Below are 24,284 nucleotides of genomic sequence, written 5' to 3' on the forward strand. Positions count from 1 at the left end.
CCAGTCGCTTGGCTTAATCGCGTTTCGTGCTTAATCTCGATAGGGACGAAGGCGAGGAGGTGCCTGTGACCACCCGGACGGATCGCACCGCCGCTGTCCGCATCGCCTGGGCCGCGACCAAGCTGACCAGAGCGGGCAGACACCCGATCGCGATCGGCAGGCTGGCCGCCACCGTCGGCATGGACCCCGGCGAGGCGCGACGGCTGATGGATCTGATGGGCTTCGCCATCCGCGACGGCCTGGTCCTGATGGATCGCGGCCCCCGCCAGAGCTCCGACGGCGACCCGGACGACCGGTACCGCGTCGACCTCTTCCTGCTGGCCATCGCCACCGGTGAACCCGTGCACGCGGACGCGACCTGCCCGGTCACCGGCACACGCGTCCGCGTCCACTTCACCCGGGAAAGGGTGCTGAGCGTCGATCCGCCGCAGGCCGTGGTCGCCGCGGCGGGCCTGCCCGGTATCGACCTCGCTCTCCGGGGGGACTACGTCGAAGCCCTGGTCTGCAGTCAGTTCTTCGCTTCGAGGGAGGCGGCCGCGGGCTGGCTGCTGGACAACATCGACGGCCGGGTCTTGTCCGTGCCCGAATATCTGGGGCACGCCCGGCGCATGGCCGCCGCGCTGGAAGCCTGGCCGACGATCTGACGAGACGCGGGCTTGTACCTGGTCGCGAGGCATCAGGGGCGATTCGTTAGCCTTTGACGTCGGCGAAAAGCCGTCGAATCGCAGAATCGTGATGCCGAAGGAGAGCACCCGCAGTGCTTCGCACCCACAAAGCCGGCACCTTGCGTGCCGAGCACGCCGGTCAGACGGTCACCCTCACCGGATGGGTGGCTCGGCGGCGCGATCACGGCGGCGTCATCTTCATCGATCTGCGCGACGCCAGCGGCGTGAGCCAGGTCGTCTTCCGCGAGGGCGAGATGGCCGAGCGCGCGCACCAGCTGCGGTCGGAGTACTGCCTCCGCATCGTCGGCGAGGTCTCGACGCGCCCCGACGGCAACGCCAACACCGAGATCCCCACCGGCGAGATCGAGGTGCTGGCCACCGAGCTCGAGGTGCTGTCCGAGGCCGCCGTGCTGCCGTTCCCGATCGACGACCGGGTCGACGTCGGCGAAGAGGTGCGCCTCAAGCACCGCTACCTCGACCTGCGCCGCAGCGGCCCCGCCGCCGCGATGCGCCTGCGCAGCGACGTCAACCGGGCCGCCCGCGAGGTGCTGCACGCGCAGGACTTCGTCGAGGTCGAGACCCCGACCATGACCCGTTCCACCCCCGAGGGCGCCCGCGACTTCGTGGTCCCGGCGCGGCTCAAGCCCGGCTCCTGGTACGCGCTCCCGCAGTCGCCGCAGCTGTTCAAGCAGCTGCTGATGGTCGGCGGGCTCGAGCGGTACTACCAGATCGCGCGCTGCTACCGGGACGAGGACTTCCGCGCCGACCGGCAGCCGGAGTTCACCCAGCTCGACATCGAGATGAGCTTCGTCGAGCAGGACGACGTCATCGCGCTCGGCGAAGACATCGTCGGCGCGCTGTGGAAGCTGATCGGCGCCGAGATCCCGCGCCCGTTCCAGCGCATCACCTACGCCGACGCGATGGAGAAGTACGGCTCGGACAAGCCGGACCTGCGCTTCGACCTCGAACTCACCGACATGACGGCGTTCTTCGCCGACACGCCGTTCCGCGTGTTCCAGGCGCCGTACGTCGGCGCCGTCGTGATGGCGGGCGGGGCCGACCAGCCGCGCCGGACCCTCGACGCCTGGCAGGACTTCGCCAAGCAGCGCGGTCACCGCGGTCTCGCCTACATCCTGGTCAACGAGGACGGCACGCTCGGCGGGCCGGTCGCGAAGAACCTGTCGGAGAAGGAGCGGGAGACCGTCGCCGAGGCCGTCGGGGCCAAGCCCGGCGACTGCGTCTTCTTCGCCGCCGGCAAGTCCGCCGACGCGCGTTCGCTGCTCGGCGCCACCCGGCTGGAGATCGGCAACCGTCTCGGCCTGATCGACGAAAACGCCTGGTCGTTCGTCTGGGTCGTCGACTTCCCGATGTTCATCTCGGCCGAAGAGTCCGACGACGTCGCCGTCGGTGGCGGCAAGTGGAAGGCCCTGCACCACGCCTTCACCTCGCCGACCCCGGAGTGGATCGGCAAGCTCGCCGACGACCCGGGCGGCGCGCTGGCCTACGCCTACGACATCGTCTGCAACGGCAACGAGATCGGCGGCGGCTCGATCCGTATCCACCAGCAGGAACTGCAGAAGCAGGTCTTCGAGCTGATGGGCCTCGGCGAGGAGGAGGCGCAGGAGAAGTTCGGCTTCCTCCTCGACGCCTTCGCCTTCGGCCCGCCGCCGCACGGCGGTATCGCGTTCGGCTGGGACCGGATCGTCATGCTGCTGGCGAAGGCCGACTCGCTGCGTGACGTGATCGCGTTCCCGAAGACCGGCGGTGGGTTCGACCCGCTGACCGCCGCCCCGGCGCCGATCACCCCGGAGCAGCGCAAGGAAGCGGGCATCGACGCGAAGCCGGCGCCCCCCGCCAAGAACTGATGCTCCACCTCAGGGCCGTGTGCCCGCCGGAGCGGACCGACGAAGCGGTCCGCATCCTGCGGGCCCACACCGGCACCGCCCACCTCATCGTCCATCGCGGGGTGGCGGTGGCGCCCGAAGGTGATCTGGTCGAGGCCGACGTCGCGCGTGAGGCGGCCGACGAGATCGTCGAGTCGCTGTGCGGGCTCGACCTCGACCACACCGGCGGAATCACGCTGGAAGCGCTCGACACCACGGTGTCCGACGCGGCCGACAGGGCCGAAGAGGACGCGCCGGGGGAGGGTGCGGACACCGTGGTGTGGCAGGAACTCGTCGGCCGCACCGGCGAGGAGTCCAGGCTCACCTGGACATTTCAGACGTTCCTGACCATCGCGTGCCTGCTGGCCGCGGTCGGGGTGATCACGAACTCGTCGGTCACCATCGTCGGCGCGATGGTCGTCGGCCCGGAATTCGGGCCACTGGCCGCGATCGCGGTCGGGCTGGTGCTGCGCCGGAGTGATCTCGTGAAGCAGGGCAGTATCGCGCTGCTCGCCGGATTCCCGATCGCCATGGCGGTCACGCTCGGTGTCGTCGTGGCCGGAAGTTTGACCGGTGTCCTCGAGGTGGACAAGCTCGTGGACAACCACGAGGTGGATTTCGTTTACCAGGTGGGAATCGCGTCGCTGATCGTCGCGCTGCTCGCGGGCGCGGCCGGGATGCTTTCCATGACGTCGGCCAAATCCGCCGCGCTGGTCGGTGTCTTCATCTCGGTGACCACGGTCCCGGCGGCGGGTTACGCCGTGGTCGCGGCGGTTGCCGGTCAGTGGGACCGGTGTCTTTACTCCGCCGGTCAGCTGCTGGTCAATCTCATCGGAATCGTTGCAGCTGCGGCCATTGTGCTGATGTTTCGCCGTCGTGGGCAACGATCGAGGGTAACGGAACGTCCGCTTTCACGCGGATGAGTCCCAGATCGCGCCAGTGCGCGTGATTGCCCGGATCTCAGTCGTCATGGTTGCTCAGTCACGAGTAGGGTCGGTGGTAATGACAGTCGATACCTCCTCTGCCGACGATTCCACAGTCGGAGCTGGAGCCGAAACGTCCGTCGTCGCAGCGGCGGTCGCTGCCGGTGAGACGGTTCTTTCGCGCCGCTTCGGCAGCGCCATCACCCTTGTCGCACCCGAAGACCTCGCCGGCACCGGTCCGGCGACGGTGGTTCGCGCGCGGGTGGCGTCGTCGCCGTTCGCGTTGCCGCGCACACTGGTGATCAAGCACTACCCCGATCCGCCGGAACCGGGGCGCGCCGACCCGTTCGCGCAGGAGGCGGTCAGCTACCAGCTGTTCACCGCGCTCGCGCCCGAGGACCGGATGTGCCCGGAACTCCTCGCGCACGACGGCCGCGATCGCGTCCTGGTGATCGAGGACCTCGGACGTGTCCCGACACTGCACGACAAGCTTTTCGCCCGCGACGCCCGCGGTGCCGAACGCGCGCTGCTGTCCTGGGCCCGGTCGCTGGGCAGGCTGCACGCGAGCACCGCGAGCCGCGAGGCCGATTTCAACGCGCTGCTGCGCCGTCTCGGCGGTCCGGTCAAGAACGAGGACGCGCCGCTGCCCGCGGTCTGCGCGCAACTGCCCGACCTGCTGGAAGAACTGCTCGACGTCGAGACGCCGGAGCCGGTGCAGCAACGGGTCATGGAGGTCGCCGAACGCGCCGGTTCGCCGTCGTACCGCGCGTTCAGCCCGGTCGACCTCAGCCCGGACAACAACCTCGTGACCAATGACGGAGTGCGCTTTCTCGACTTCGAACGTGGCCGGGTGCGCAGCGCGCTGGTGGACGCGGCGTACCTGCGGCTGCCGTTCGCGTCCTGCCCGGACGCGCTGGCGCTGCCGCCGGGGATGAGCGAGGCGATGATCGCGGCCTGGCGGGCCGAGGTGGTGTCGGTCTGGCCGGTGCTCTCGGACGAGGAAGCGCTGGCCGAGCACCTGATGGACGGTCAGTTGCTGCTGCTGTGGATCGTCACCTGGGAGATCCTCCCGGAACTGGACCTCACCCGGCACGCCACCCCGGTCAGCCGGGAGGCCGCGTTGGTGACGTGGTGGCGTGAGCTGGCCAAACACTCGATGCGCGCCCGGCTGACGGATATCTCCGAGCACGCCACCCGGGTCGCCGCGGCGCTCGGCGCCCGGCTGGGTCCGCACGCGGACCTGGCGTTCTACCCCGCCTTCCGCTAGCGGCCGCACGGACTTTTCGCTCGCCTGTCCTCGTCGCGTTACCCAGGCATCACCGCAGGTGAGTCTGCGTGGCGGATGGTGTTGGTCGTGACCGTGATCAGTGTCGAAGTCACTCCGAGTCCCGAACCCGACCACTCCTTCCTCCCGCCCGTGACCGGTGCGCCCCGGCGCGCTCGGAGACTGGTCGTGCTCGGCGATTCCACGGCGGTGGGCCTGGGTGACCCGCTGCCGGGCCGCGGCGGCTGGCGAGGGGTCGGCCCGCTCGTCGCCGAAGCGCTGGGCGTCGAACCGGACGGCTACCTGAACGCGTCGTTCACCGGCGCGCGCATGGGGTGCGTGCTGACGAAGCAGCTTCCCGCGGCCGCGGCGCACCGCCCCGACGTCGCGCTGCTCGTGGCGGGGATGAACGACACGCTGCGGCCCGATTTCAGTGCCGAGAAGATCGCCGCGGACCTCACCGAGGTGATCCGGTCGCTGGCCGCCGTCGGCACCACCGTGGTACCCGTGCGCTACCACGACCACGGCAAGGTTTTCCGGCTCCCGCAGTCACTGCGGCGGGCGCTGAGCGAGCGCGTGGCCGAACTGAACGCGGCCATCGCCGGGGTCGTCGAGCGTGAGGGTGTGCCCTGCCTCGACCTGGAACTGCTGCCCGGCGCCTACGACCTCACCGCGTGGAGCGTCGACCGGCTGCACCCGTCGGAGCTGGGCCACCGGATGCTCGCGACCGGGTTCACCGAGCATCTCGCCGTCGCCGGGTTCTCGGTGCCGCGGCCGGTGAGCCTGACCTGCTCGGGAGGGGTGGATCCGAGCACGGCCGGGCATGTCGGCTGGCTGGTGCTGAAGGGTGTCCCGTGGGTGTGGCGGCGGGGCCGCGAGTTCGTGCCGTACGCGGCCGTGATCATGTGGAGCGCGTTCCGGGAGCGGCTGCGCTGACCTGTGCCGGGGAACGTCGGTGGCTACGGCTACCGTCGACACCGTGGCACAGGACGAACTCTTCACCGTGAACCCCGATCTCGGGCCGCCTCCGGAGCCGGCCGAGCCGAGGGACGTCGCCGTTCCGCCAGGCTCGCCGCTGGCCGTGCGGATGCGGCCACGGTCGCTCGACGAGGTCGTCGGCCAGCAGCACCTGCTGCGCGAGGGCGCGCCGCTGCGGCGGCTCGTCGAGGGCGCGGCACCCGCGTCGGTGCTGCTCTACGGCCCGCCGGGGACGGGCAAGACCACGCTCGCGAACCTCGTTTCGGCCGCGACCGGACGCCGGTTCGTGGCGATGTCGGCGCTGTCGGCCGGGGTGAAGGAGGTGCGCGGGGTCATCGAGGAAGCCCGGCGCCGCCGGAGTTACAACGCCGAGAACACCGTCCTGTTCATCGACGAGGTCCACCGGTTCTCCAAGACCCAGCAGGACGCGCTGCTCGGCGCGGTCGAGGACCGCACGGTGCTGCTGGTGGCGGCCACCACCGAGAACCCGTCGTTCTCCGTCGTGGCGCCGCTGCTCTCGCGGTCGCTGGTGCTGCAGTTGCAGCCGCTGACCGACGAAGACATCGTCGCGCTGATCGAACGCGCGCTGACCGACGAACGCGGCCTCGGTGGCGAACTCGCCCTGACCGACGACGCGCGGGCGCACTTGGTGCGGCTGGCCACCGGCGACGCGCGGCGCGCGCTCACCGCGCTGGAGGCGGCCGCGGACGCGGCGGGCGCGACCGAGCACAAGACCATCGATCTCGCCATCGTCGAGTCCACAGTGGACAAAGCGGCGGTGCGGTACGACCGCGACGGCGATCAGCACTACGACGTCATCAGCGCGTTCATCAAGTCGATCCGCGGTTCCGACGTGGACGCCGCGCTGCACTACCTGGCGCGGATGATCGAGGCCGGGGAGGACCCGCGGTTCCTGGCCCGGCGCCTGGTCGTGCACGCGAGCGAGGACATCGGGATGGCGGACCCGACGGCCCTGCAGTCGGCCATCGCGGCGGCGCACGCGGTGCAGTTCATCGGCATGCCCGAAGGCCGTCTCGCGCTGGCGCAGGCGACCGTGCACCTGGCGACCGCCCCGAAGTCGAACGCCATCATCACCGGGATCGACGCCGCGCTCAGCGACGTCCGGTCCGGGCGGATCGGGACGGTGCCGCCGCATCTGCGGGACGGGCACTACGCGGGAGCGGAGAAGCTCGGTAACGCGAAGGGCTACCGGTCTCCGCAAAAGGTGCCGGAAGGTGTTCTGCCGCAACAGTATCCGCCGGACGAACTGGTCGGGCGGGACTACTACGAACCGACTGCGCGCGGCGCGGAGCGGACTCTGCACGAGCGGGTCCCGAAGCTGCGCCGCGTGATCCGGGGCGAACGCTAGCCGGCATCGCCTAACGTATAACGATCTATATAGCGGTCCGTGAAGGCCTCCTTGAGGGACTCTGAGTCCCTCAAGGAGGCCTTCACGGACCGCTGCCTCCCACAGTCTGAGAATCGGTGTCATATCGTGGACGACGGACATAAAGTCCGGGACATGTCGCCGAGAACCTTCCTGCGGGCCGTCACGGCCGTTTCCGCCGTCGTGCTCCTGGCCGGGTGCAACGCCTCCGCCAAGGACCCGGCCGCCCAGAACGCCACCGGGCCCGCGCTGGTCCTGATCACGCCGAGCCCGGTCGGGGTCAACGACTTCCTCAAGCTCGCCGTCCAGGGCGTCGAGGACTCGGCCAAGAAGCACAACGGGACGCAGAAGGTGTATCAGAGCACCGACCCGACGTCGATCCAGCAGAACCTCGCCGCCGCGGTGCGCGAGAAGCCCGCGGTGATCGTCGCGGTCGGCTTCAACTTCGCCGACGCGCTCGCGAGCGAGGCCGAGCGGAACCCCGAGCAGAAGTTCCTGTTCGTGGACTCCTGCACCACCCAGCCGTTCCCGAACGTCACCTGCGCGGTGTTCCGCGAGCACGAGGGCACCTACCTCGCCGGTGCCGAAGCCGGGCTGCTGAGCAAGACCGGCAAGGTCGGCGCCGTCGTCGTGCTCGACGCGGCCCAGTTCCACCGGTACTCGGTGCCGTTCGGGCAGGGCGCGGAGAAGGCCAAGCCCGGCACCACGCTCAGCCCGTTGTACATCGGCGGCGCGAATCCGTTCAACGACCCGGCCCGGGCGAAGGCGCTGGCCACCACGCTCGGCGGCCAGGGTGTCGACCAGGTCATGGGCGCGGCGTCGGCGGCGGGCAACCTCGGCGTGTTCGAAGCGGCGAAGCAAGGCGGGTTCTTCGCATTCGGCGTCGACGCCAACCAGTGCCCGGCCAGCCCGGGGCAGGTCGTGGACAACGTCATCAAGCGCACCAACGTCGTCATCGGCGACGGGGTCGACGCGGTCCTCGGCGGCAAGTCCGGCGAGGTGAAGTCCTACGGGCTCAAGGAGAACGGCATCTCCCTGACCGGCCTGCAGCCGGAGGCCCCGACGTCGCAGTGCGTCGTCGCGAGCCACCCCGACGTGCTGGCGAAGGTCGGCGAGCTGCGGGACCAGATCATCTCGGGCGCGATCGTCGTCGATGACCCGGCCAAGTCCTAGCGCGGTCTCACTCCGGGGGATTGTCAAGCGGTTCCCCGGAGTGCTCGCCAACGACCACGTCGACCTCGACGTCGGCGCGGGGGAGATCCACGCGCTGATGGGTGAGAACGGCGCGGGCAAGTCCACGCTCATGTCGGTGCTCTACGGCCTGCACCGGCCCGACGAGGGCACGATTTCCCTGCACGGCAAGGAAGTCTCGTTCGGCTCACCGGCACAGGCCATCGAGGCCGGTGTCGGCATGGTGCAGCAGGGGTTCGCGCTGTTCGGCGAGCTCACCGTCACCGAGAACGTCGTGTTCGGCCGCGAGCCGACCCGGCGCGGTCTGCTGGACCGCAAGGCGGCGACGGCCCGCGTCACCGAACTGATCGAGCGGCACGAACTGCGGCTGCGGCCCGGCGACCGGGTCCGCGATCTGCCGGTCGGGCTCCGGCAGCGGGTCGAGATCCTCAAACTCCTCTACCGCGAGGCCGACGTCCTGATCCTCGACGAACCCACCGCCGTGCTGACGCCGCCCGAAACCGAGCGGCTGTTCGGCGTACTGCGCGTGCTCGCCACCGAGGGCCGCACGATCCTGGTGGTGTCGCACAAACTCCAGGAGGTCCTCGCCGTCAGCGACCACGTGACGGTGCTGCGGGACGGCCGCGTCAGCGCGCGCGGGCGCACCGCCGACCAGACGGCCTCCGGGCTCGCCGCGGCGATGACCGGCCGCGAGGTCGACCTCGACCGGATCCACCCCGCCGGGACGCCCGGGGACGCCGTCCTCGAAGCCCGTGCCTTGACCGTTCCCGGACCGGAAGGAAAGCCGTTGCTGGACAACGTTTCCCTGACCGTCCGGGCCGGGGAGATCGTCGGCGTCGCCGGGGTCGCGGGCAACGGCCAGGCCGAGTTGTCCGGCGCGATCACCGGTCTCCTGAAGACGGAAGGCGAAGTAGTCCTCAAAGGACAGAGCCTCGACGGCCTTTCGGTCCGGGCCCGTCGTGACGCCGGGCTCGCGCACGTCCCGGAGGACCGCTCCGAGGTCGGCTCGGCGCCCACGGCGGGGCTCAAGGAAAACCTGGCCGTCGGTTTTCACCGGAAGCAACCGTTGGTGCGCAAGGGTTTCCTGCGCCGCAAGGCGATCGACGACCACGCGGCCGCGATCATCGAGGCCTACGACGTCCGAGCGTCCGGGCCCGCGGCCGCGATGGGCACCCTGTCCGGCGGCAACCAGCAGAAGGCGATCTTCGGCCGCGAACTCACCCACGACGCCCCGTTCCTGCTGATCGAGCAGCCGACCCGCGGGGTCGACGTCGGCGCGATCGAGAACATCCACGCCCGGCTCGTCGCCCATCGCGACGCCGGGCACGCCGTCTTGCTGATCTCCGCCGAACTCAGCGAAATCCTCGCGCTGTCGGATCGTGTGCTGGTGCTGTTCGAAGGCCGGATCGTCGCGGAGTTCACCAAGGCCGAAGCCGATCAGCACGACGTCGGCCTGGCGATGGCCGGAGGTGCGGGATGAAACGCCTGCGTGTCCTCGCCATCCCGGTCGCCGCCGCGCTCGTCCTCGGCGCGATCCTGCTGCTGGCGACCGGGACCGACCCCCTCTCCGCCTATGGCGCGATCGTTTCGGGCGCCTTCGGCCCGGACGGCATCGGCGACACCCTCGCCTACGTCGTTCCCGTCGCGGGGATGGCCGCCGCGCTCGCCATCCCGCTGCGCGCGGGCATGGTCAACCTCGGCGGGGAGGGCCAGCTGGTGCTCGGCGCGATCAGCGCGCTCGCCGTCGGGCTGTACGTCCCCGGTCCCGGCCCGGTGCGGGTGGCGCTCGCGCTGCTCGCGGGAGTTGTCGCCGGGGCCGCGTATGCCGCGCTGGCCGCGGTCTGCGAGAACCGGTTCGGCGTCCCGCTGCTGATCAGCTCGCTGCTGCTGAGCTATCCGGCGATGTCGCTGGCCGGGTATCTGGTGCGGTTCCCGCTGAAGGACGCCGGTTCCAGCCTGCCGCAGAGCCCACGGTTACCCGAAGACACGAGACTGCCCGAACTGGGCTCGGGCGGGGTGACGACCGGGATCTTCCTGGTGCTGGCGGTGATCGCGGTGTACACGGTGATCGACGCCCGCACTCCGGCCGGTTTCGAGACGAAGGTGACCGGCTGGGCGCCCCGGTTCGCCGCTTACGCCGGCATCGACCGGCCGAAACTCACCGTGCGGCTGCTGGCGGCCTCGGGCGGGACCGCCGGACTGGTCGGCGCGATCGCCGTCCTCGGCTTCCCGTACCGGTTCATCGACGGCGCCCTGATCACCCCGCAGTACACCTGGATCGGCCTGCTCGCGGCCCTGCTCGCCGGGGCAAGCCCGCTCGGGACGCTGCTCGCGGCCGTCTTCTTCGCGGCGCTGACCAGCGGCGGGTTCGCGATGGAACGCGCCACCCAGGTCCCGCGCGAACTGACCGCGGTCCTGCAGGCCGTGCTGATCCTCTTCCTCGCCGCCACCTCGGGTGTCTTCCGGCGGAAGGCGAGGCGGGCATGATCGACGCGAGCCTGTTCTCCTCGGCGCTCACCGCGCTGACACCCATCCTGTTCGCCGCGCTCGCGGGCACGCTGTGCCAGCGGGCGGGAGTCTTCAACATCTCGCTCGAGGGCTCGCTGCTCGTCGGGTGTTTCGGTGCCGTGGCGGGCAGCTGGTACACCGGCAGCGCGTGGATCGGCGTCGTCGTCGCGGTCATCGCCGCGACGGCCTACTCGCTGATCCTCGCGATCGGGTCGATCACCTTCGACGGCGACCCGATCGTGCTCGGCGTCGCGAGCAACCTGCTGGCCGTCGGGCTGACGAGCTTCCTGATCCGCACAGTCTTCGGCACCGAAGGCTCCTTCAGTGATCCGACGTTGCAGGGCCTCGGGCAGTTCGGTCCGCTGCCCGGGCATTCCCTGCTGGTCTACCTCTCCTGGCTGGCCGTGCCCGCGCTCGCGGTGCTGCTGTACCGGCACCCGTGGGGACTGCGGCTGCGCGGCGTCGGGGAACGGCCGGAAGCGGCGTCCAGCCTGGGCGTCAACGTGACGAAGTACCGCTACGGGGTGATCCTCGCCGGGGGAGCGCTGTGCGGTCTCGGTGGTGCGCAACTGGCGCTGGGCTCGGTGACGTTGTTCGCCGAGAACATGACCGCCGGCCGCGGCTGGATCGCCGTCGTCGCGGTCATGCTGGGCCGCGCGCATCCGCTCGGCGTGCTCCTGGCCGCGCTGCTGTTCGGCCTCGCCGAGGCGTTCGGCTTCCGCCTGCAGGGCATCGGCCTGCCGCAGCAGGCCACCGACGCGGCCCCCTACGTCGTCACGCTCGTGGCGTTGTTCCTGTCGAATATCAAACGCAAGAAGGGACAGCCCGCGTGAGCGACGTCCTGCCCATCACGAAGATCCCCCGGCACGGTCTGCCGCCGCTCGCGCTGGTCGTCGGCGACCCGGACCGGGCGACGGCGGTGGCCGAGTCGCTGGAGGACTCCGTCCTCGTCGGGCAGAACCGGGAGTACCGCAGCTATACCGGCACCTGGAAGGGCGTCCCGGTCGTCGTGTCCTCGCACGGTGTCGGCGGCCCCGGCGCGCTGTGCCAGTTCGGCGAACTGGCCGAGGCCGGTGTCCACACCTATCTCCGGCTCGGCACCGCGGGCTCACTGACCGACGGGATCACCGACGGCGACCTCGTCATCGCCGAGGCCGCGGTCCGGGACGACGGCGTCACCCAGCAGCTGATCCACCCCGAGTACCCGGCGTTCGCGACCCCGGAGGCCGTCGTGGCGCTGGCCCGCGCCGCCGGTGACGCGCACCGGGGCGTGGTGTGGACGCGGGCGGCGTTCAGCCCGCTGGTGCTCACCCTCCCGATGGCCGACTACCTGGCCGCGCGCGTGATCGCCATTGAGATGGAACTCTCCACGCTGCTGGTGTTCGCGGCATTGCGCGGCCTGCGGGCCGGTGGTGTGCTCGTGATCGACGGCGACGCGCGGGCCGAGCATCCCGACCCGTCGGCCTACGACCCGCACCGCGACGTCGTGGCCGCCGGGGTGGCGAGGGCGACCCGGGTGGCGCTGGACGCGCTGATCGAGCTGTGACGATGCGTTCTCAGCGGGAAAGAGTGCTTCGAACGGAAGGGGCGGCATGACCGAAGTGTGGCGAAAAGCGGCCCTGGAACTCGCCGACACCCTCCGGACGGACGCGGCCGAGCGGGACCTCGCCGGACGTCTCCCGGTCACCGAGGTCGGCCTGCTGCGCGAGTCCGGTCTCCTGCCCCTGCTCGACACCGCGGGCTGGACGGCCGCGAACCAGGCCACGCGCATCGTCTCCGCCGCCGACGCCTCCGCCGGGCACCTGCTCGGCTACCACTACCTGCAACTTTGGCGTGCCGGCCTGTTCGGGCCGCGGCCATCGAGCGAACCGGGCTGGTTCTGGGCGGGTGTGAGCAATCCGCTCGACGCCGCCTTGCTCCTGACCCCGGCAGGCGGCGGGTTCACCGTCGAGGGCACCAAGGCCTTCGCCACCGGTGCGGCCGTCGCCGACAGGCTGGTCGTCAGCGCGACGAGGACCGACAACGGCGAGAAGCTCACCTTCGTCGTCGACGCGCGAGCCGGCGGGATCACCTTCCCCGGTGAATGGGACAACATCGGCCAGCGGCTCACCGCGAGCGGCGCGGTGCGGTTCGAAGCCGTCCGGGTCGACGCCGGCGACGTGCTCGGTGTCCAGCCGGAGGACCAGTCCGATCCGAAGGTGCCCCGTATCTCGCTGGCGGCCATCGGGTTCCAGCTCATGCTGGCGCAGGTCTACGTCGGCCTCGCGTTCGGCGCGCTCGACGCCGCCGCGGCCTACACGCGGGAGACCGCGCGGCCTTGGACACTGTCCGATGTGGACAAAGCGACCGAGGACCCGTACACGCTGGCCGGCTACGGTGAGCTGGTCGCGAACGCGCGGGCGGCCGGACTCGCCGTCGACGCGGCGGTTTCCGTACTCGGCGAGGCGGACGAGCGCGGTTTCGCGCTGACCTCGGCCGAGCGTGCCGAAGCGGCGATCGCCATCTCGTCGGCGAAGGTCGTCGCGAGCCGGGTGGCGGTGGAGACCACGAGCAAGGTCTTCGAATTCACCGGCGCTCGGGCGACGGCGACCAAGTACGGTTTCGACCGCTTCTGGCGCAACGCCCGCACCTTGACGCTGCACGATCCCGTGTCCTACAAGGCACGCGAGGTCGGCGACCATTTCCTCAACGGGATCCCGCCGTGTCTTTCGGGGTACAGCTGATGACGCTGCCCATCCTGGCCGAAAGCGTCCGTCTCGACGACGAAGGCGTGCACATCCTCGACCGTCGCGTGTTCCCGTTCGCGCGGGAATGGGTGCTGTGCCGGACCTCGGACGAGGTCGCGGTGGCCATCGAGGACATGGTCACCCAGTCTTCCGGGCCGTATTTCGCCGCGCTCGGCGCGATGGTGCTCGCCGCCCGCGAGGCGTCCGGGCTCGCGCCCGCCCAAGCGCGCGCGTACCTGGACCGGGCGGGGGAGCGGATCGTCGCGACCCGCAAGACGAACAATCATCTGCGCAAGGCCGTCGCCGCCGTTCTGTCCGAAGTAGACAAATCGGCAGCGGATCTCGTCGAGGCCGCGACCGCGGGCGCGCGACTGGGCGACGAGCTGTACCGCTCCCGCAGCCGCGCGCTCGGCACGTATACGGCGGCGCTCGTGCCGGACAAGGCGACGGTGCTCACCCACTGCTGGGCCGACCTCTATCTGGTCGAATTCGTGCTCGCCGCGCGGCGCCACGGCAAGGAGTTCTCCTTTCTCTGCACGGAAACCCGGCCGTACCTGCAGGGCGCGCGGCTGACCGCGGAGACGCTCGTCGAGATGGGCGCGGACACCCGGCTGATCACCGACGGCATGGGTGCCGCGGTGCTGGCCTTGGGCGAGGTCGGCGCGCTGGTGACCGCCGCCGACCGGGTCACCATGGACGGCCACGTCGTCAACAAGATCGGCACCCTCGGCTTGGCCGTGGCGGCGGAGGCGTTCGGCGTGCCGTTCCACGCGATGGTCCAGGCACCCGATCAGGCCGCGCCGACCGGCGCGGACGTGCCGATCGAATACCGCGACGGCGACGAGGTGCTGAGCGTGCTCGGCCACCGAGTGGCCGGCGAGCGTGCCCGGGGGCACTATCCGGCCTTCGACGTGACACCGCCGCGGTTCGTGACGGCGGTGGTGACCGATCGGGGCGCCTACGAGCCCGGACGGCTCCGCGAGTACTACGCAGAAGGGGAAGCGAACCAGTGACCGCAACGCTGACCGCCCGGTGGGTGGTCCTCGACATCGAGGGCACGCTGACCGCCACCAGTTATGTGCACGTCGTCCTCTACGACTACGCGCGCCCGCGCCTGGGCCCGTGGATCGACGAACACCCGGACGACCCCGCGGTCGTCGATGCCGTGGCGCGGATCAAGGAACTGGGCGGGCTTCCCGCGAGTGCGTCCACAGTGGACGTCGTACGGGTGCTGCACGGCTGGATGGACGCGGACCGGAAGATCGCTCCGCTGAAGACGTTGCAGGGCCTCATCTGGCAGCGCGGGTACGCCGAGGGCGACCTCACGACGGAGTTCTTCCCGGACGTCGCGCCGGCGCTACGGGCCTGGCACGAAGCCGGGTTGCGGCTCGCGGTGTTCTCGTCCGGTTCGGTCGCCGGGCAGGTCGCGTCGTTCTCGCGGACCACCGACGGCGACATCACCGGCCTGTTCGAGCGGCACTTCGACACCGTCAACGCGGGCCCGAAACGCGAGGCGCCGTCCTACCGCGCGATCGCTTCCGCGCTGGAGGCCGAACCCGGCGACGTCGTGTTCTTCTCCGACGTCCCGGCCGAACTCGACGGGGCCGTCGCCGACGGCTGGCAGACCGTCGGGCTCGCGCGCGACGGCGAACCGTTCGGCGACGCGGATTTCGGGACACATCGGGCGATCCGGACGTTCGACGAGGTGAAGGTCGTGCCGCGGTGACCGCGCCGGCGACACTGGAACTCGCCGGGCGCGCGCTCGCCGAGGAGTCCGCCCGGTTCGCCGGGCTGGGCTGGATGCGCGGCACCTCCGGCAACCTTTCGGTGGTGCTCGGACGCGATCCGCTGCGGGTCGCCGTCACCGTCAGCGGCCGGGACAAGGGCGAGCTGACCAGCGACGACGTCGTGGTGGTGGGCGAGGACGGGCGGGCCGTGCCCGACCAGCCGCATCCGGGCAAGGTCCCGTCGGCCGAAGCCGGGCTGCACGCCCGGATCGCGGCCGTCTCGGGAGCCGGCGCCGTGATCCACGTGCACGCGATGGCGCCGGTGGTGGCCGCCGAGCACTGGCCGGACGGCGTCGAACTGCGGGACCTGGAGATGCTCAAGGGCTTCGGCCGGGCCGCGCACGACGACCTGGTGACCGTCCCGGTGATCGCCAACGGCCAGGACATGCGCGTGGTCGGCGACGCGTTCGAGGCCGGGTTCCGGGCCGACACGCCGGCGGTGATCGTCGCGCGGCACGGGATCTACGTGTGGGGCGATGACCTGCGCCACGCACGTCATCGCCTGGAATGTCTGGAGTGGTTGCTCCGGTTCCGGGTAGAGACAAGACTCGTTGCTGAGGAAAGGGGAGTGCGATGACCTTGCTGACGGTGTGGCCGGACGACCGACCCGGGGAGATCGCGCTCAGGACCGAGGATCCCGCCGTGATCACCGCCGAACTGGGCCGCCTCGGTGTCCGGTTCGAGCGCTGGGAACTCGTCTCGGACCTGCCGCGCGAAGCGACGCCGGAGCAGGTGCTGGCCGCCTACGAGGAGCAGATCGGCAAGGTTTCCGCGGCCGAGGGCTACACCTTCGTCGACGCCGTCCGCATGACGCCGTCGGACGACCCAGGCTGGTCCGCCCAAGCCGCCGAGGCCCGGCAGAAGTTCCTCGCCGAGCACACCCACGACGATGACGAAGACCGCTTCTTCGCGCGCGGGTCCGGCGTGTTCTACCTGCACGTCGGCGGCCGGGTGTACGCCGTGCTGTGCGAGGCGGGCGACCTGCTGAGCGTGCCCGCCGACACCACGCACTGGTTCGACATGGGGACGCGGCCCGACTACGTGTCGATCCGCTTCTTCCACGACGACGGCGGCTGGGTCGGCAACTTCACCGGCGCCACGCTCGCCGGGGACTTCCCGGACTTCGACACCCTGACCGCCGGGCGCCGCTGACCTCTCTCGCGATGCCATGAACGGGCCTTTCCTTGCAAATTTTGCAAGGAAAGGCCCGTTCCTAGCGCGCTGTCGGGGTCTTTGTCAGGCGGGTGTCCAGAGAGCCGGGACGTTCGGCGGCTCCCAGCCGGGCAGGGACCGGTGGCCCTGGCGGCACACGTAGGCCGTGCCGTTGTGGGTCACCCGCGCGCCGGTGGCGTAGTCGGTGTTCGGCTTCCAGGCGTCGGAGGGCGCCGTCGTGGTCGTCGTGGGCGTGGTCGTCCGGGTGGTTGTCGGACTGGTCGTCGTCGTGGGTGTGGTGGTCGTGGTCGTCGTTCCGGTGGTGGGTGTGGTGGTGGTCGTCGGCGGAGCGCCGCCGCCGCGCGGGTGATCCGACGCGATCGCGTAGGTCGTCCCGCCGAAGGTGAACGTGAAGTTCGACGGCGACGCGATCGGCATGTAGTAGTTCAGCCGGATCTCGACCGTGGCACCTGGGGCGATGGTCTGCCAGGTCGGCACGGTGACCGCGACGCGCTGGAAGTCGCCCTTCATACCACCGACGTTGGGCCCGCTATGGCCCTTGCTCGTGACCGTCAGGCCGAAGCCGGACTGGTCGGACATGCTGCCGGGCGCGCTCGTGCCGTAGTCGAACTCGATCTTCGTCCCACCGGGGATGGTGGTGGTCGAATTGTTGGTGATGCGCATCCGCGGGGTGATCGGGTAGTTCGCGTCGCCCAGCGCGAAGCCGGTCAGGTTGACGTTCGCGTTCAGCACCGACGACGGCGCGGGGCGCGACGACTTCGTGTTGCCGTACGGGGCGGCACCGCGCAGGCCGTCGTTGATCTTCGTGATCAGCGTGTCGCCCATGAAGTACTGGCCCTTGGCGTCGTCGAAGGCGTAGTCGCCCGCCAGTTCCCAGATCATGATGCCACCGATGCCCTTGTCCGCCACGTACTTGGCTTTCGTGGCGAGCGAGGCTTCGTCCTCAGTGGACAGGAACACCTTCTTGTCGTTGTTCCACAACCACGGCGTCACCATCGTGTTGTCGTAGTGCCGGTTGTAGGTGCCGGAGACGCGGTCGGTCGGGTCGGTCTTGGGCGTGAGCCCGTACGCCTCCAGATAGTCCGGGGTGATCTCGTTCTCCAGGTTCTTGGCGTGCCACATGGGATTCGCGCCGGCCGGTACCTCGCCGCCGGCCAGGCCGAGGTCGTGCCAGAGGTTGTCGATGCCGATCGCGCCGTTACCGCACGGCACCGTCGAACCGACCTGGGATCCGGTGCCTGGTGGACATTTCGTCTGATCCGGTAGGGGAGCCTTGCCCCAGAGCCCGTTCGTCCCGCCGGTCACGCCTTGCCAGCCGCGCGTGTAGAACCCGACGCCGATGTTGATCCGGCCGGCCTGCATCGCGCCGCGGAAATAGTGATAGGCCCAGTCGGTATTGAGATATCCCTGCCCGTCGTACTGCGGCGTCGTGTACACCTGCCAATGCGCCAGTTCGGCGTCGTTCCCGGCGTCGTAGAGCGCCGCGTTCGGGCCGGCGAACTGATTCCACGCGCCGTGCAGGTCGTAGCTCATCATGTTGGCGTAGTCGAGATAACGCGTGACGCCGTAGACCTCCTGGCCGCGCAGCAGCCAGCCGGACGCGGGAACGGCCGCGGTCAGCAGGTAGTGCTTGCCGTCGGCGGCACCGGCGCGGTCGATCTTCTCGCGCAGCGTGCGCATCAGGTTTTCGTAGCCTGTCCAGAGGGTTCCGCGATTGGCCTGCGCGATCCAGTAGTCGTCGGGGTTTCCGGCGTAGCTGGCCGACGTCGCGTACTCGTAGTCGATGTCGGCGCCGTTGAATCCGTAGGTGCGCAGGAACTGCACGACGGAATCCGCGAAGACGTCGATCGTCGCCTGGCTCTGCGTCATCTTGTAGAAGCCGCCCGAGGCGTTGCGGGTCCCGTCCGGGTTGAGGAAGCCGCCGGTCTCGGCCCAGCCGCCGATCGAGATCAGCGACTTCACGTTCGGGTTCTGCTTCTTGTACTTGGTCAGCAGATTGAAATGTCCCTTGTAGGGCAAGGACGGGTCCATCTCGGCGCCGGGCACGCCCGGCCATTCCATCCCGATGGACTCGTTGGTCGCGCTCGGGGCGCCGACCGAAACCTTGTTCTGCGCGTCGACATGGGCGAACGCGTAGTTGAGGTGGGTCACCTTCGACCACGGGATATTGTTGACCAGGTACGACGGCGAACCGTTCTTCCCGGTGCGCCAGCTGGTGAAGTAGCCGATCACGCGGCGGGAATGGTTTTCCCCCAGTGATTCCCGGCCGTTCGTGTCGTAGACGGTGCAGTAGGGGGTGTCGACGCCGGGTGTCCGGTAGAGCCCGTCGGGACGGCAGTCCTCATGGCCTGCCGCGTTCGACGTGGACGGGGTGATGACGACGATCATGAGTCCGGCCAGCGTGATGAGCGACGCCAGCAGTGGAAGAAATTTCCTGGTTCTCCTTGGCACGCCGAACCTCCGACAGTGGAAGATGACCCTCGGTCCCAGCAGCTTGAGCCGCTGACCAGGCGCGCGTCAATAGGTGTAGACCAATTTCCATCCTGTGCCGTAGAGCCGGACGTACCTGCGTCGCGTCAGGTCTGGTCTTCGAAAGCAAGGTTCGCGGATGGCCATACTCTCGACCACATCTGGTGAGTGCTATTACGCCATTTCCCTCGACGCGCGTATGGGATGGTTCGCTGGATTTCGCGCAGTTCGGGGAACTGGGGAGATTATCGAGGACCCACGACAGAAAACTCGTTGCCGTCCGGATCGCTCATCGCCAGGTGGCCGTCTTCGCCGATGCCGTGGCTGGTCGCTCCGAGCGAGACGAGCCGCTCGATTTCCGTGGGGGAGGCGCTGAGGTCGAAACGCAGCCGGTTCCGCCCGGTCTTCGGAGTGAACGGCGGGCCGCCCCAGGTGATCTTCGGGCCGCCGTGCGGCGACCGGATCGCGGTCTCCTGGTCGTGATCCCAGACCAGCGGCCAGTCGAGCGCCTTGCTCCAGAAGTAGCCGACTTCTTGCGAACCGTCGCTCGCCACCGCGCCGACGAAGCCGCATTCGGCGAGGAAACCGTTGCCCGGCTCGATGACGCAGAACTCGTTGCCTTCGGGGTCGGCGAGTACCACGTGCTCTTCCTCGGGGAGCTGGCCGATGTCGAGATGCCTGCCGCCGAGTTCGAGCGCCTTCGCGACCGTCTGCCGCTGATCCTCGAGGGATTCGCTCGTCAGGTCGAAATGCATCTGGTTCTGGCGGGTCTTCGGTTCTTCCGTCGGCAGGAAACGAAGCCGGAAACCGGTGTCGTCGTCCGGGATCAGGGTGTCGCCCTCGCTTTCCCAGCCGAGGAGGCCCGCCCAGAAGCGCGTCAGACCTCGAGGGTCGTGCGCGGCGAAACAGAGCGTGTGCAAGGTGACGGTCATAAGCGACGCTAGATACGACGGCGACCCGCACGCAACCGAATAAGGTGCTCTCCCCCGTGGAGTGGACCCGCTTCAATCCGGCGGGGGACGCAGCGGGCCGGGGCGGCTGTGATCGTTGAAACCGATCAAGTCAGCGGAACCCGATCTTCCGAGGAGCACGTATGACCGTCCACCAAGCCACCGCGACCGGGCGACTGCGCGCCGCGTGGACCAGAGCACACGCACCGGTGCCCGGAGTTCCCCGGTGGGCCCGGATCGCCGCCTACGCCATCCCTTTCGCCGTGCTCCCCTCCGGCCTGTGGCGGATCATGACCGTCGTCTTCCACATCGGCGACGACGGCGTGCACGGTGCGGGCCAGCTCCCGTCGTGGTTGCCGGGGCCGGTGTACGTCATCGCGTTGTCCGTTGTCTCCGAGCTGATCGCCTTCACCGCCATCGGGCTGATCGCCGAGTGGGGGGAGGTTCTCCCGCGCTGGATTCCGCTGCTGGGCGGCCGCAAAGTACCGCCCCTCGCCGCCGTCGTGCCCGCCGCTCTCGGCGCCACGATCCTGACTGTTCTGTGGACGACCGCCTACGCCACCTCACTGGCCGGGCTCACCCTCCAAGGCGATCCCCTGCCGGACGACTTCCCCACGGAGTCACTGCACGGCTGGCAACTGGCCTTCTTCGAACTCACGTACGCCCCGCTCCTGCTGTGGGGACCGCTGCTGGCGGCAGTCTGTTTCGCGTACTGGCGGAGGCGCCGGCAGTGAACAAGCACAAGTCCGTGAAGGCCTCCTTGAGGGACTCTGAGTCCCTCAAGGAGGCCTTCACGGAACGATCAGCAGGAGACGCCGGTCCGTCCGTTCTCCACTCGCGCGGTCAACGTCCGCAGGAACGACGGGTCACCATCGGCCGTCACGCGGACGTCGTACCAGCCGCCCGAAACCGGCCAGTCCACAGTGGCCGAACGCCCGGCCCCGACCCGTACGACCCGAGTGAACCGCGACGTCGACAGCCGCAACGTCACCGCCGAGGAACCCGAGTTGGACAGCTTGAACTCGACACCCGAACGCCACGTCAGGAATCGCGTCCGGACATCGACACCCGCGGCGGCCCCGCGACGGTTCCCGCGCAGTTCCCACCACGACCGGTTCGGTCCCTGGACGACCACGCGGTACTCGTCTCCGGTCAGGGGCACGACTTCCGAAGCCTCGCCGCGGACGTCGCGGTGCGCGGGCTCGGCGAATTCGCCCTTGTACGGATAGAGCGCGAAATGCGCCGAAGACGATCCGCTGTTGGCCAGCGACAGCGCGAGCGAGCCGGATTTCACCGCGCCGGACACCGACACCTGGTACGGCAGCGGACGGGACGGCCGGTTGCCGGGCTCGGCGACGGGGAGCGCCTGCTCGGTCGGCGCGGACGGGCGCCAGCGGCTGATCGGCGTGGGGACCGCGCCGGGCCGGGTCACGCGCGGCCGGCGCCCGGTGCGCGAGAAGTCGAAGGCACCGGTGAGGTCTCCCGCCACGGTCCGCCGCCATTTGCTGATGTTCGGCTCGCCGATCCCGGTCCAGCGTTCGAGGAACCGCAGCACCGAAGTGTGGTCGTACACCGTCGAATCGACGTTGCCGCCGAGGGACCACGGCGAGACGACCGTCATCGGCACACGCGGGCCGAAGCCGAGCGGCTGACCGTTGAAGTGGTCCGCGTCGTTGGCCGCGTTGCCGGGCGGCATCGGCGGCGGGACGTGGTCGAAATAGCCGTCGTTCTCGTCGAAGTTGATCAGCAGCACCGTTTTCGACCAGGTCTCCCGGTCGGACGCGAGGGCGTCGAGGACGCGGTAGATCAGGTTCGCGCTGCCGACCGGAGTGGACGCGCCGGGGTGCTCGGAGTCCTTCGCGGAAGGCACCAGCCAGCTGACCGCGGGCAGCCGGCGCGCCTGGATGTCCGCCTTCAGCCGGGTGACCAGCGTCTCCGGCTCGCTGCGGTACATGGCCTTCTTGAACAGGTTCCGCTCGGCGGGGGTCAGCTTCGCGACACCGGCGTCGAACTGCGCCAGCAGCTTCACGCGCTCCTCGGGTGTCTTCTTGAGCAGCCCGTCGTAGAACTCCTCGGTGGTACGGAACTTCCCCTCGACCGAAGCGAGGATCTTCGTGCCGACCTTCTTGAACGGCAGGAAGTACTCGACGGCGTTGTCGGTGAAGTTGTCCCACTCCTGGTAGATCTGCCACGGCACCCCGGCGGCCTCGAGGCGCTCCGGGTACGTCGTCCAGTCGTAGCCCTTGTGGTCGTAGGAGTACGCCGCGTTCGTCACCGCGCGGTTGGTCGTGCTGCCCGGTTCGAAACCCGTGGTCCCGGTCCAGAGGAAGTTCCGGTTCGGGTTGGTCGAGCCGAAGATCGAGCAGTGGTAGGCGTCGCAGATGGTGAACGTGTCCGCGAGTTCGTACTGCAGCGCGATGTCACGGCGCTCGTAGTAGGTCATGGTGGCGGGCGTCTTCGCCGCGATCCAGCCGTTGTTCCAGCCACGCGCCCACGCCTTGCCGCTGCCGTTCCAGCTGTGGTCGAGGTCGCCGAGGTACTGGATGTCGTCCGCTTTCCGCCCGGCGAGTTCGGCCGCCTTGCGCACCGAAAAGGGCAGCACCGTCCCGCCGGCGGGATTCGGCTGCTCGAACACCGATTTCCCCGACGGTAGTTCGAGCGGGTGGGCGTCGGAGAAGCCCCGGACGCCGCGCAGGCTGCCGTAGTAGTGGTCGAACGACCGGTTCTCCTGCATCAGCACGATCACGTGCTCGATGGCGTCGAGTCCGCCGCGCCGCATGGGTTCGGCCATGGCGGCGTGCACGGACGGCGGGAGCAGGGTGGTGGCGGCCGCGGCGCCGGTGGCGCCCAGCAACGTACGGCGTGACAGTTCAGGCATGCCGGAACCTTGACCCAGTAACGTGAACGTCACAAGAACCGAACCGGTCGACTCGGAGTCGGTAGCCGGAGTGGTCCGCCCGTACGATCCCTGGATGGCCGTGATTCCCGAGCATCACGACGAAAACGGCGGTGGGGGAGACCTCGCGAGACCGGTGGTCGCCGACCCCGGTGGCCGTCGCCGCGTCTTCGTCCGCCGGACCGCGATCGGTGTCGGCGCCACCGCCGGTTACGGAGTTCTCCTTCTCGTCGCGCTCTCCGGCGTGCCGGACCTGCCCGCCGCGCTGGGCCCCAGGCCGGTACCCGGGCCGCAGGCGACATCCCAGCCGTCCACGGCAACGCCGCCTACGACAACGCCGAGCGGGCCTCGAACGGCTTCGTCGCCGGAGTCGCGGGGAGCGCCCGAGCCGGTCCGCGAAGCCACGCGCGCGAGCGCCAGGCCTGCTCCGGTCCGGACCACGACCGCGCCCGGCCCGCCGGACACACGGGCCCCCTCCGCCTCTTCGCGGCCGGACAGCGACCGCCGCAACAGCCGCAACAGCCGCGCGCCTGATGACCCGCCCGGGCAGGCGAGGACCACGCCGCCCAAGAGCGGGCGCTGACGTCCGGTTCTCGCCGGTTCGTCGTGAGGTCACTGCACTGAGTGACGGTCCGGCGGGGTGACACCGCCGAACGGCTGGAGGGGCGGTAACCTCACGGGCACCAAAGACCGCAGACCCTTGAGGAGGGCCCGTGTCGGCTGGGCAGATCGCCGCGCTGATCGCCGCAGGAGCGTTTGTCGTGCTGGTCGGGTTGCTGGGGATCGTGCTGTTCAAGGCCGGCCGGACGCTGGACGAGGCCACGATCGCCATCCGCAAGGCGCACGAGAACACCGACCCGTTGCTGATCGGCGCGAACGAGACGATCACGCACGTCAACACGCAGCTCGAGCGGGTCGACGGCATCACCGCCAACGCGCAGGCCGTCACCGGCAACGTCTCCGCGCTGTCGTCGGTGTTCACCGCGACGCTCGGCGGACCGCTGGTGAAGACCGCCGCGCTCTCGTACGGCCTCAGCAGGGCCATCAAGGCCCGCCGCAAGAAGGCGGAAGCGAAAGCGGCACGCCCGAAGAAGCGGGGCCGTAAGTGAAGCGCCTGTTCTGGCTCGGCGTCGGCGTGGTCGCCGGCGTCGCCCTGTCACGCAAAGCGACCGAAACCGCTCGCCAGGCCACGCCCGCGGGGATAGCCTCGAATCTGGGCGACGCCATGCGTGAGCTGGCGGGCGCCGTCGGCTCGTTCGGTGCGGAGGTCCGCGCCGGGATGAGCGAACGGGAACAGGAGCTGCACGACATGGTGTCCGAACGCACCGGCTTGAGCACGGCCTCTGACGGCCCTGCGGGCAGGCACGCGGCCCCGCCGCGGCGCCCGGCCCGGCGAGCTCGCCGGGCGGAGGGCTGATCTGATCGCGTCCGCGATCAGAAGAGCTCAAGCCCCCCGCCGTTCACTCCTGTCCGCATCCCAGCGC

Annotated in this window: 23 protein-coding genes; 20 read left to right on the forward strand and 3 right to left on the reverse strand. The window is 69.7% G+C overall.

The features are described 5' to 3' along the window. Positions 1–65 precede the first annotated feature (65 nt). The 16 genes from merB (at position 66) to ACLJRL_RS05180 (ending at position 16,464) form a co-directional block, all read left to right on the forward strand. Complete coding sequence (merB, locus tag ACLJRL_RS05105) at positions 66–644, forward strand: organomercurial lyase (RefSeq protein WP_410654810.1); 579 nt, start codon at positions 66–68, stop codon at positions 642–644. Positions 645–757: 113 nt separating this feature from the next. Further along, complete coding sequence (gene aspS / locus ACLJRL_RS05110; protein WP_410654811.1) at positions 758–2,530, forward strand: aspartate--tRNA ligase; 1,773 nt, start codon at positions 758–760, stop codon at positions 2,528–2,530. After that, complete coding sequence (locus ACLJRL_RS05115) at positions 2,530–3,471, forward strand: DUF389 domain-containing protein (protein WP_410654812.1); 942 nt, start codon at positions 2,530–2,532, stop codon at positions 3,469–3,471. Before aspS ends, ACLJRL_RS05115 begins: the two co-directional genes overlap by 1 nt. Positions 3,472–3,550: 79 nt before the next feature. Then, a complete protein-coding gene (locus tag ACLJRL_RS05120) occupies positions 3,551–4,738 on the forward strand; it encodes a phosphotransferase (RefSeq protein WP_410654813.1) in 1,188 nt (395 codons plus the stop codon). 75 nt (positions 4,739–4,813) lie between these two features. Beyond that, on the forward strand, positions 4,814–5,671 hold the full coding sequence (locus ACLJRL_RS05125) for an SGNH/GDSL hydrolase family protein (protein ID WP_410654814.1): 858 nt from the start codon (positions 4,814–4,816) through the stop codon (positions 5,669–5,671). Between the two features lie 43 nt (positions 5,672–5,714). Beyond that, the gene (locus ACLJRL_RS05130; RefSeq protein ID WP_410655165.1) at positions 5,715–7,082 is read left to right on the forward strand and encodes a replication-associated recombination protein A; all 1,368 of its coding nucleotides are present in this window, start codon (positions 5,715–5,717) and stop codon (positions 7,080–7,082) included. Positions 7,083–7,235: 153 nt separating this feature from the next. Next, the gene (locus ACLJRL_RS05135) at positions 7,236–8,273 is read left to right on the forward strand and encodes a BMP family ABC transporter substrate-binding protein (RefSeq protein ID WP_410654815.1); all 1,038 of its coding nucleotides are present in this window, start codon (positions 7,236–7,238) and stop codon (positions 8,271–8,273) included. Between the two features lie 40 nt (positions 8,274–8,313). Further along, positions 8,314–9,771, forward strand: a complete 1,458-nt coding sequence (locus ACLJRL_RS05140; RefSeq protein WP_410654816.1) for an ABC transporter ATP-binding protein — start codon at positions 8,314–8,316, stop codon at positions 9,769–9,771. Continuing rightward, positions 9,768–10,778, forward strand: coding sequence for an ABC transporter permease (locus ACLJRL_RS05145; RefSeq protein WP_410654817.1), 1,011 nt, complete (start codon positions 9,768–9,770; stop codon positions 10,776–10,778). The genes ACLJRL_RS05140 and ACLJRL_RS05145 overlap by 4 nt, the downstream gene beginning before the upstream one ends. Beyond that, positions 10,775–11,632 (forward strand): ABC transporter permease, encoded by an 858-nt coding sequence (locus ACLJRL_RS05150; RefSeq protein ID WP_410654818.1) that lies wholly within the window; start codon positions 10,775–10,777, stop codon positions 11,630–11,632. Before ACLJRL_RS05145 ends, ACLJRL_RS05150 begins: the two co-directional genes overlap by 4 nt. Continuing rightward, on the forward strand, positions 11,629–12,345 hold the full coding sequence (locus ACLJRL_RS05155; RefSeq protein ID WP_410654819.1) for a nucleoside phosphorylase: 717 nt from the start codon (positions 11,629–11,631) through the stop codon (positions 12,343–12,345). Before ACLJRL_RS05150 ends, ACLJRL_RS05155 begins: the two co-directional genes overlap by 4 nt. A 46-nt stretch (positions 12,346–12,391) precedes the next feature. Next, entirely contained in the window at positions 12,392–13,522 is a 1,131-nt protein-coding gene (locus ACLJRL_RS05160; protein ID WP_410654820.1) for an acyl-CoA dehydrogenase family protein, read from the forward strand. Next, on the forward strand, positions 13,522–14,538 hold the full coding sequence (locus ACLJRL_RS05165) for a methylthioribose-1-phosphate isomerase (RefSeq protein WP_410654821.1): 1,017 nt from the start codon (positions 13,522–13,524) through the stop codon (positions 14,536–14,538). Before ACLJRL_RS05160 ends, ACLJRL_RS05165 begins: the two co-directional genes overlap by 1 nt. Beyond that, positions 14,535–15,251 (forward strand): acireductone synthase, encoded by a 717-nt coding sequence (mtnC, locus tag ACLJRL_RS05170; RefSeq protein WP_410654822.1) that lies wholly within the window; start codon positions 14,535–14,537, stop codon positions 15,249–15,251. The genes ACLJRL_RS05165 and mtnC overlap by 4 nt, the downstream gene beginning before the upstream one ends. Next, positions 15,248–15,889, forward strand: a complete 642-nt coding sequence (gene mtnB / locus ACLJRL_RS05175; protein WP_410654823.1) for a methylthioribulose 1-phosphate dehydratase — start codon at positions 15,248–15,250, stop codon at positions 15,887–15,889. The genes mtnC and mtnB overlap by 4 nt, the downstream gene beginning before the upstream one ends. Continuing rightward, a complete protein-coding gene (locus ACLJRL_RS05180) occupies positions 15,886–16,464 on the forward strand; it encodes a 1,2-dihydroxy-3-keto-5-methylthiopentene dioxygenase (protein ID WP_410654824.1) in 579 nt (192 codons plus the stop codon). Before mtnB ends, ACLJRL_RS05180 begins: the two co-directional genes overlap by 4 nt. Positions 16,465–16,548: 84 nt before the next feature. Here ACLJRL_RS05180 and ACLJRL_RS05185 read toward each other — a convergent pair whose 3' ends face one another. Both ACLJRL_RS05185 and ACLJRL_RS05190 read right to left on the reverse strand, forming a co-directional pair. Further along, a complete protein-coding gene (locus ACLJRL_RS05185; protein WP_410654825.1) occupies positions 16,549–18,936 on the reverse strand; it encodes a chitinase C-terminal domain-containing protein in 2,388 nt (795 codons plus the stop codon). Between the two features lie 263 nt (positions 18,937–19,199). Continuing rightward, positions 19,200–19,886 carry a VOC family protein gene (locus ACLJRL_RS05190; RefSeq protein WP_410654826.1) on the reverse strand — a complete coding sequence of 229 codons (687 nt, stop codon included), beginning with the start codon at positions 19,884–19,886 and terminating at the stop codon, positions 19,200–19,202. A gap of 161 nt (positions 19,887–20,047) precedes the next feature. Here ACLJRL_RS05190 and ACLJRL_RS05195 point away from each other — a divergent pair, with 161 nt between their 5' ends. Continuing rightward, positions 20,048–20,638: a hypothetical protein gene (locus ACLJRL_RS05195; protein WP_410654827.1), complete on the forward strand. Its 591-nt coding sequence runs from the start codon at positions 20,048–20,050 to the stop codon at positions 20,636–20,638. A gap of 68 nt (positions 20,639–20,706) precedes the next feature. Here the strand turns inward: ACLJRL_RS05195 and ACLJRL_RS05200 are convergent, their stop codons facing one another. Next, positions 20,707–22,782 carry a phosphocholine-specific phospholipase C gene (locus ACLJRL_RS05200; RefSeq protein WP_410654828.1) on the reverse strand — a complete coding sequence of 692 codons (2,076 nt, stop codon included), beginning with the start codon at positions 22,780–22,782 and terminating at the stop codon, positions 20,707–20,709. Positions 22,783–22,876: 94 nt separating this feature from the next. Between ACLJRL_RS05200 and ACLJRL_RS05205 the strand changes: the two genes are divergently transcribed. The 3 genes from ACLJRL_RS05205 (at position 22,877) to ACLJRL_RS05215 (ending at position 24,217) form a co-directional block, all read left to right on the forward strand. Further along, entirely contained in the window at positions 22,877–23,383 is a 507-nt protein-coding gene (locus ACLJRL_RS05205; protein ID WP_410654829.1) for a hypothetical protein, read from the forward strand. A gap of 130 nt (positions 23,384–23,513) precedes the next feature. Next, positions 23,514–23,909: a DUF948 domain-containing protein gene (locus tag ACLJRL_RS05210; protein ID WP_410654830.1), complete on the forward strand. Its 396-nt coding sequence runs from the start codon at positions 23,514–23,516 to the stop codon at positions 23,907–23,909. Then, complete coding sequence (locus ACLJRL_RS05215) at positions 23,906–24,217, forward strand: hypothetical protein (protein WP_410654831.1); 312 nt, start codon at positions 23,906–23,908, stop codon at positions 24,215–24,217. Before ACLJRL_RS05210 ends, ACLJRL_RS05215 begins: the two co-directional genes overlap by 4 nt. Positions 24,218–24,284: the final 67 nt, after the last annotated feature.

It is taken from the genome of Amycolatopsis sp. lyj-112 (genome assembly GCF_046549055.1).
In the GTDB taxonomy this organism is placed as follows: domain Bacteria; phylum Actinomycetota; class Actinomycetes; order Mycobacteriales; family Pseudonocardiaceae; genus Amycolatopsis.

What these genes read in the sequence shown, in the direction of transcription:
- ACLJRL_RS05115 (WP_410654812.1), top strand. Translation starts at nt 2,530, where the DNA reads ATGCTCCACCTCAGGGCCGTGTGCCCGCCGGAGCGGACCGACGAAGCG.
- ACLJRL_RS05120 (WP_410654813.1), top strand. Translation starts at nt 3,551, where the DNA reads ATGACAGTCGATACCTCCTCTGCCGACGATTCCACAGTCGGAGCTGGA.
- ACLJRL_RS05125 (WP_410654814.1), top strand. Translation starts at nt 4,814, where the DNA reads ATGGTGTTGGTCGTGACCGTGATCAGTGTCGAAGTCACTCCGAGTCCC.
- ACLJRL_RS05135 (WP_410654815.1), top strand. Translation starts at nt 7,236, where the DNA reads ATGTCGCCGAGAACCTTCCTGCGGGCCGTCACGGCCGTTTCCGCCGTC.
- ACLJRL_RS05145 (WP_410654817.1), top strand. Translation starts at nt 9,768, where the DNA reads ATGAAACGCCTGCGTGTCCTCGCCATCCCGGTCGCCGCCGCGCTCGTC.
- ACLJRL_RS05150 (WP_410654818.1), top strand. Translation starts at nt 10,775, where the DNA reads ATGATCGACGCGAGCCTGTTCTCCTCGGCGCTCACCGCGCTGACACCC.
- ACLJRL_RS05160 (WP_410654820.1), top strand. Translation starts at nt 12,392, where the DNA reads ATGACCGAAGTGTGGCGAAAAGCGGCCCTGGAACTCGCCGACACCCTC.
- ACLJRL_RS05165 (WP_410654821.1), top strand. Translation starts at nt 13,522, where the DNA reads ATGACGCTGCCCATCCTGGCCGAAAGCGTCCGTCTCGACGACGAAGGC.
- ACLJRL_RS05180 (WP_410654824.1), top strand. Translation starts at nt 15,886, where the DNA reads ATGACCTTGCTGACGGTGTGGCCGGACGACCGACCCGGGGAGATCGCG.
- ACLJRL_RS05190 (WP_410654826.1), bottom strand. Translation starts at nt 19,886, where the DNA reads ATGACCGTCACCTTGCACACGCTCTGTTTCGCCGCGCACGACCCTCGA.
- ACLJRL_RS05195 (WP_410654827.1), top strand. Translation starts at nt 20,048, where the DNA reads ATGACCGTCCACCAAGCCACCGCGACCGGGCGACTGCGCGCCGCGTGG.
- ACLJRL_RS05200 (WP_410654828.1), bottom strand. Translation starts at nt 22,782, where the DNA reads ATGCCTGAACTGTCACGCCGTACGTTGCTGGGCGCCACCGGCGCCGCG.
- ACLJRL_RS05205 (WP_410654829.1), top strand. Translation starts at nt 22,877, where the DNA reads ATGGCCGTGATTCCCGAGCATCACGACGAAAACGGCGGTGGGGGAGAC.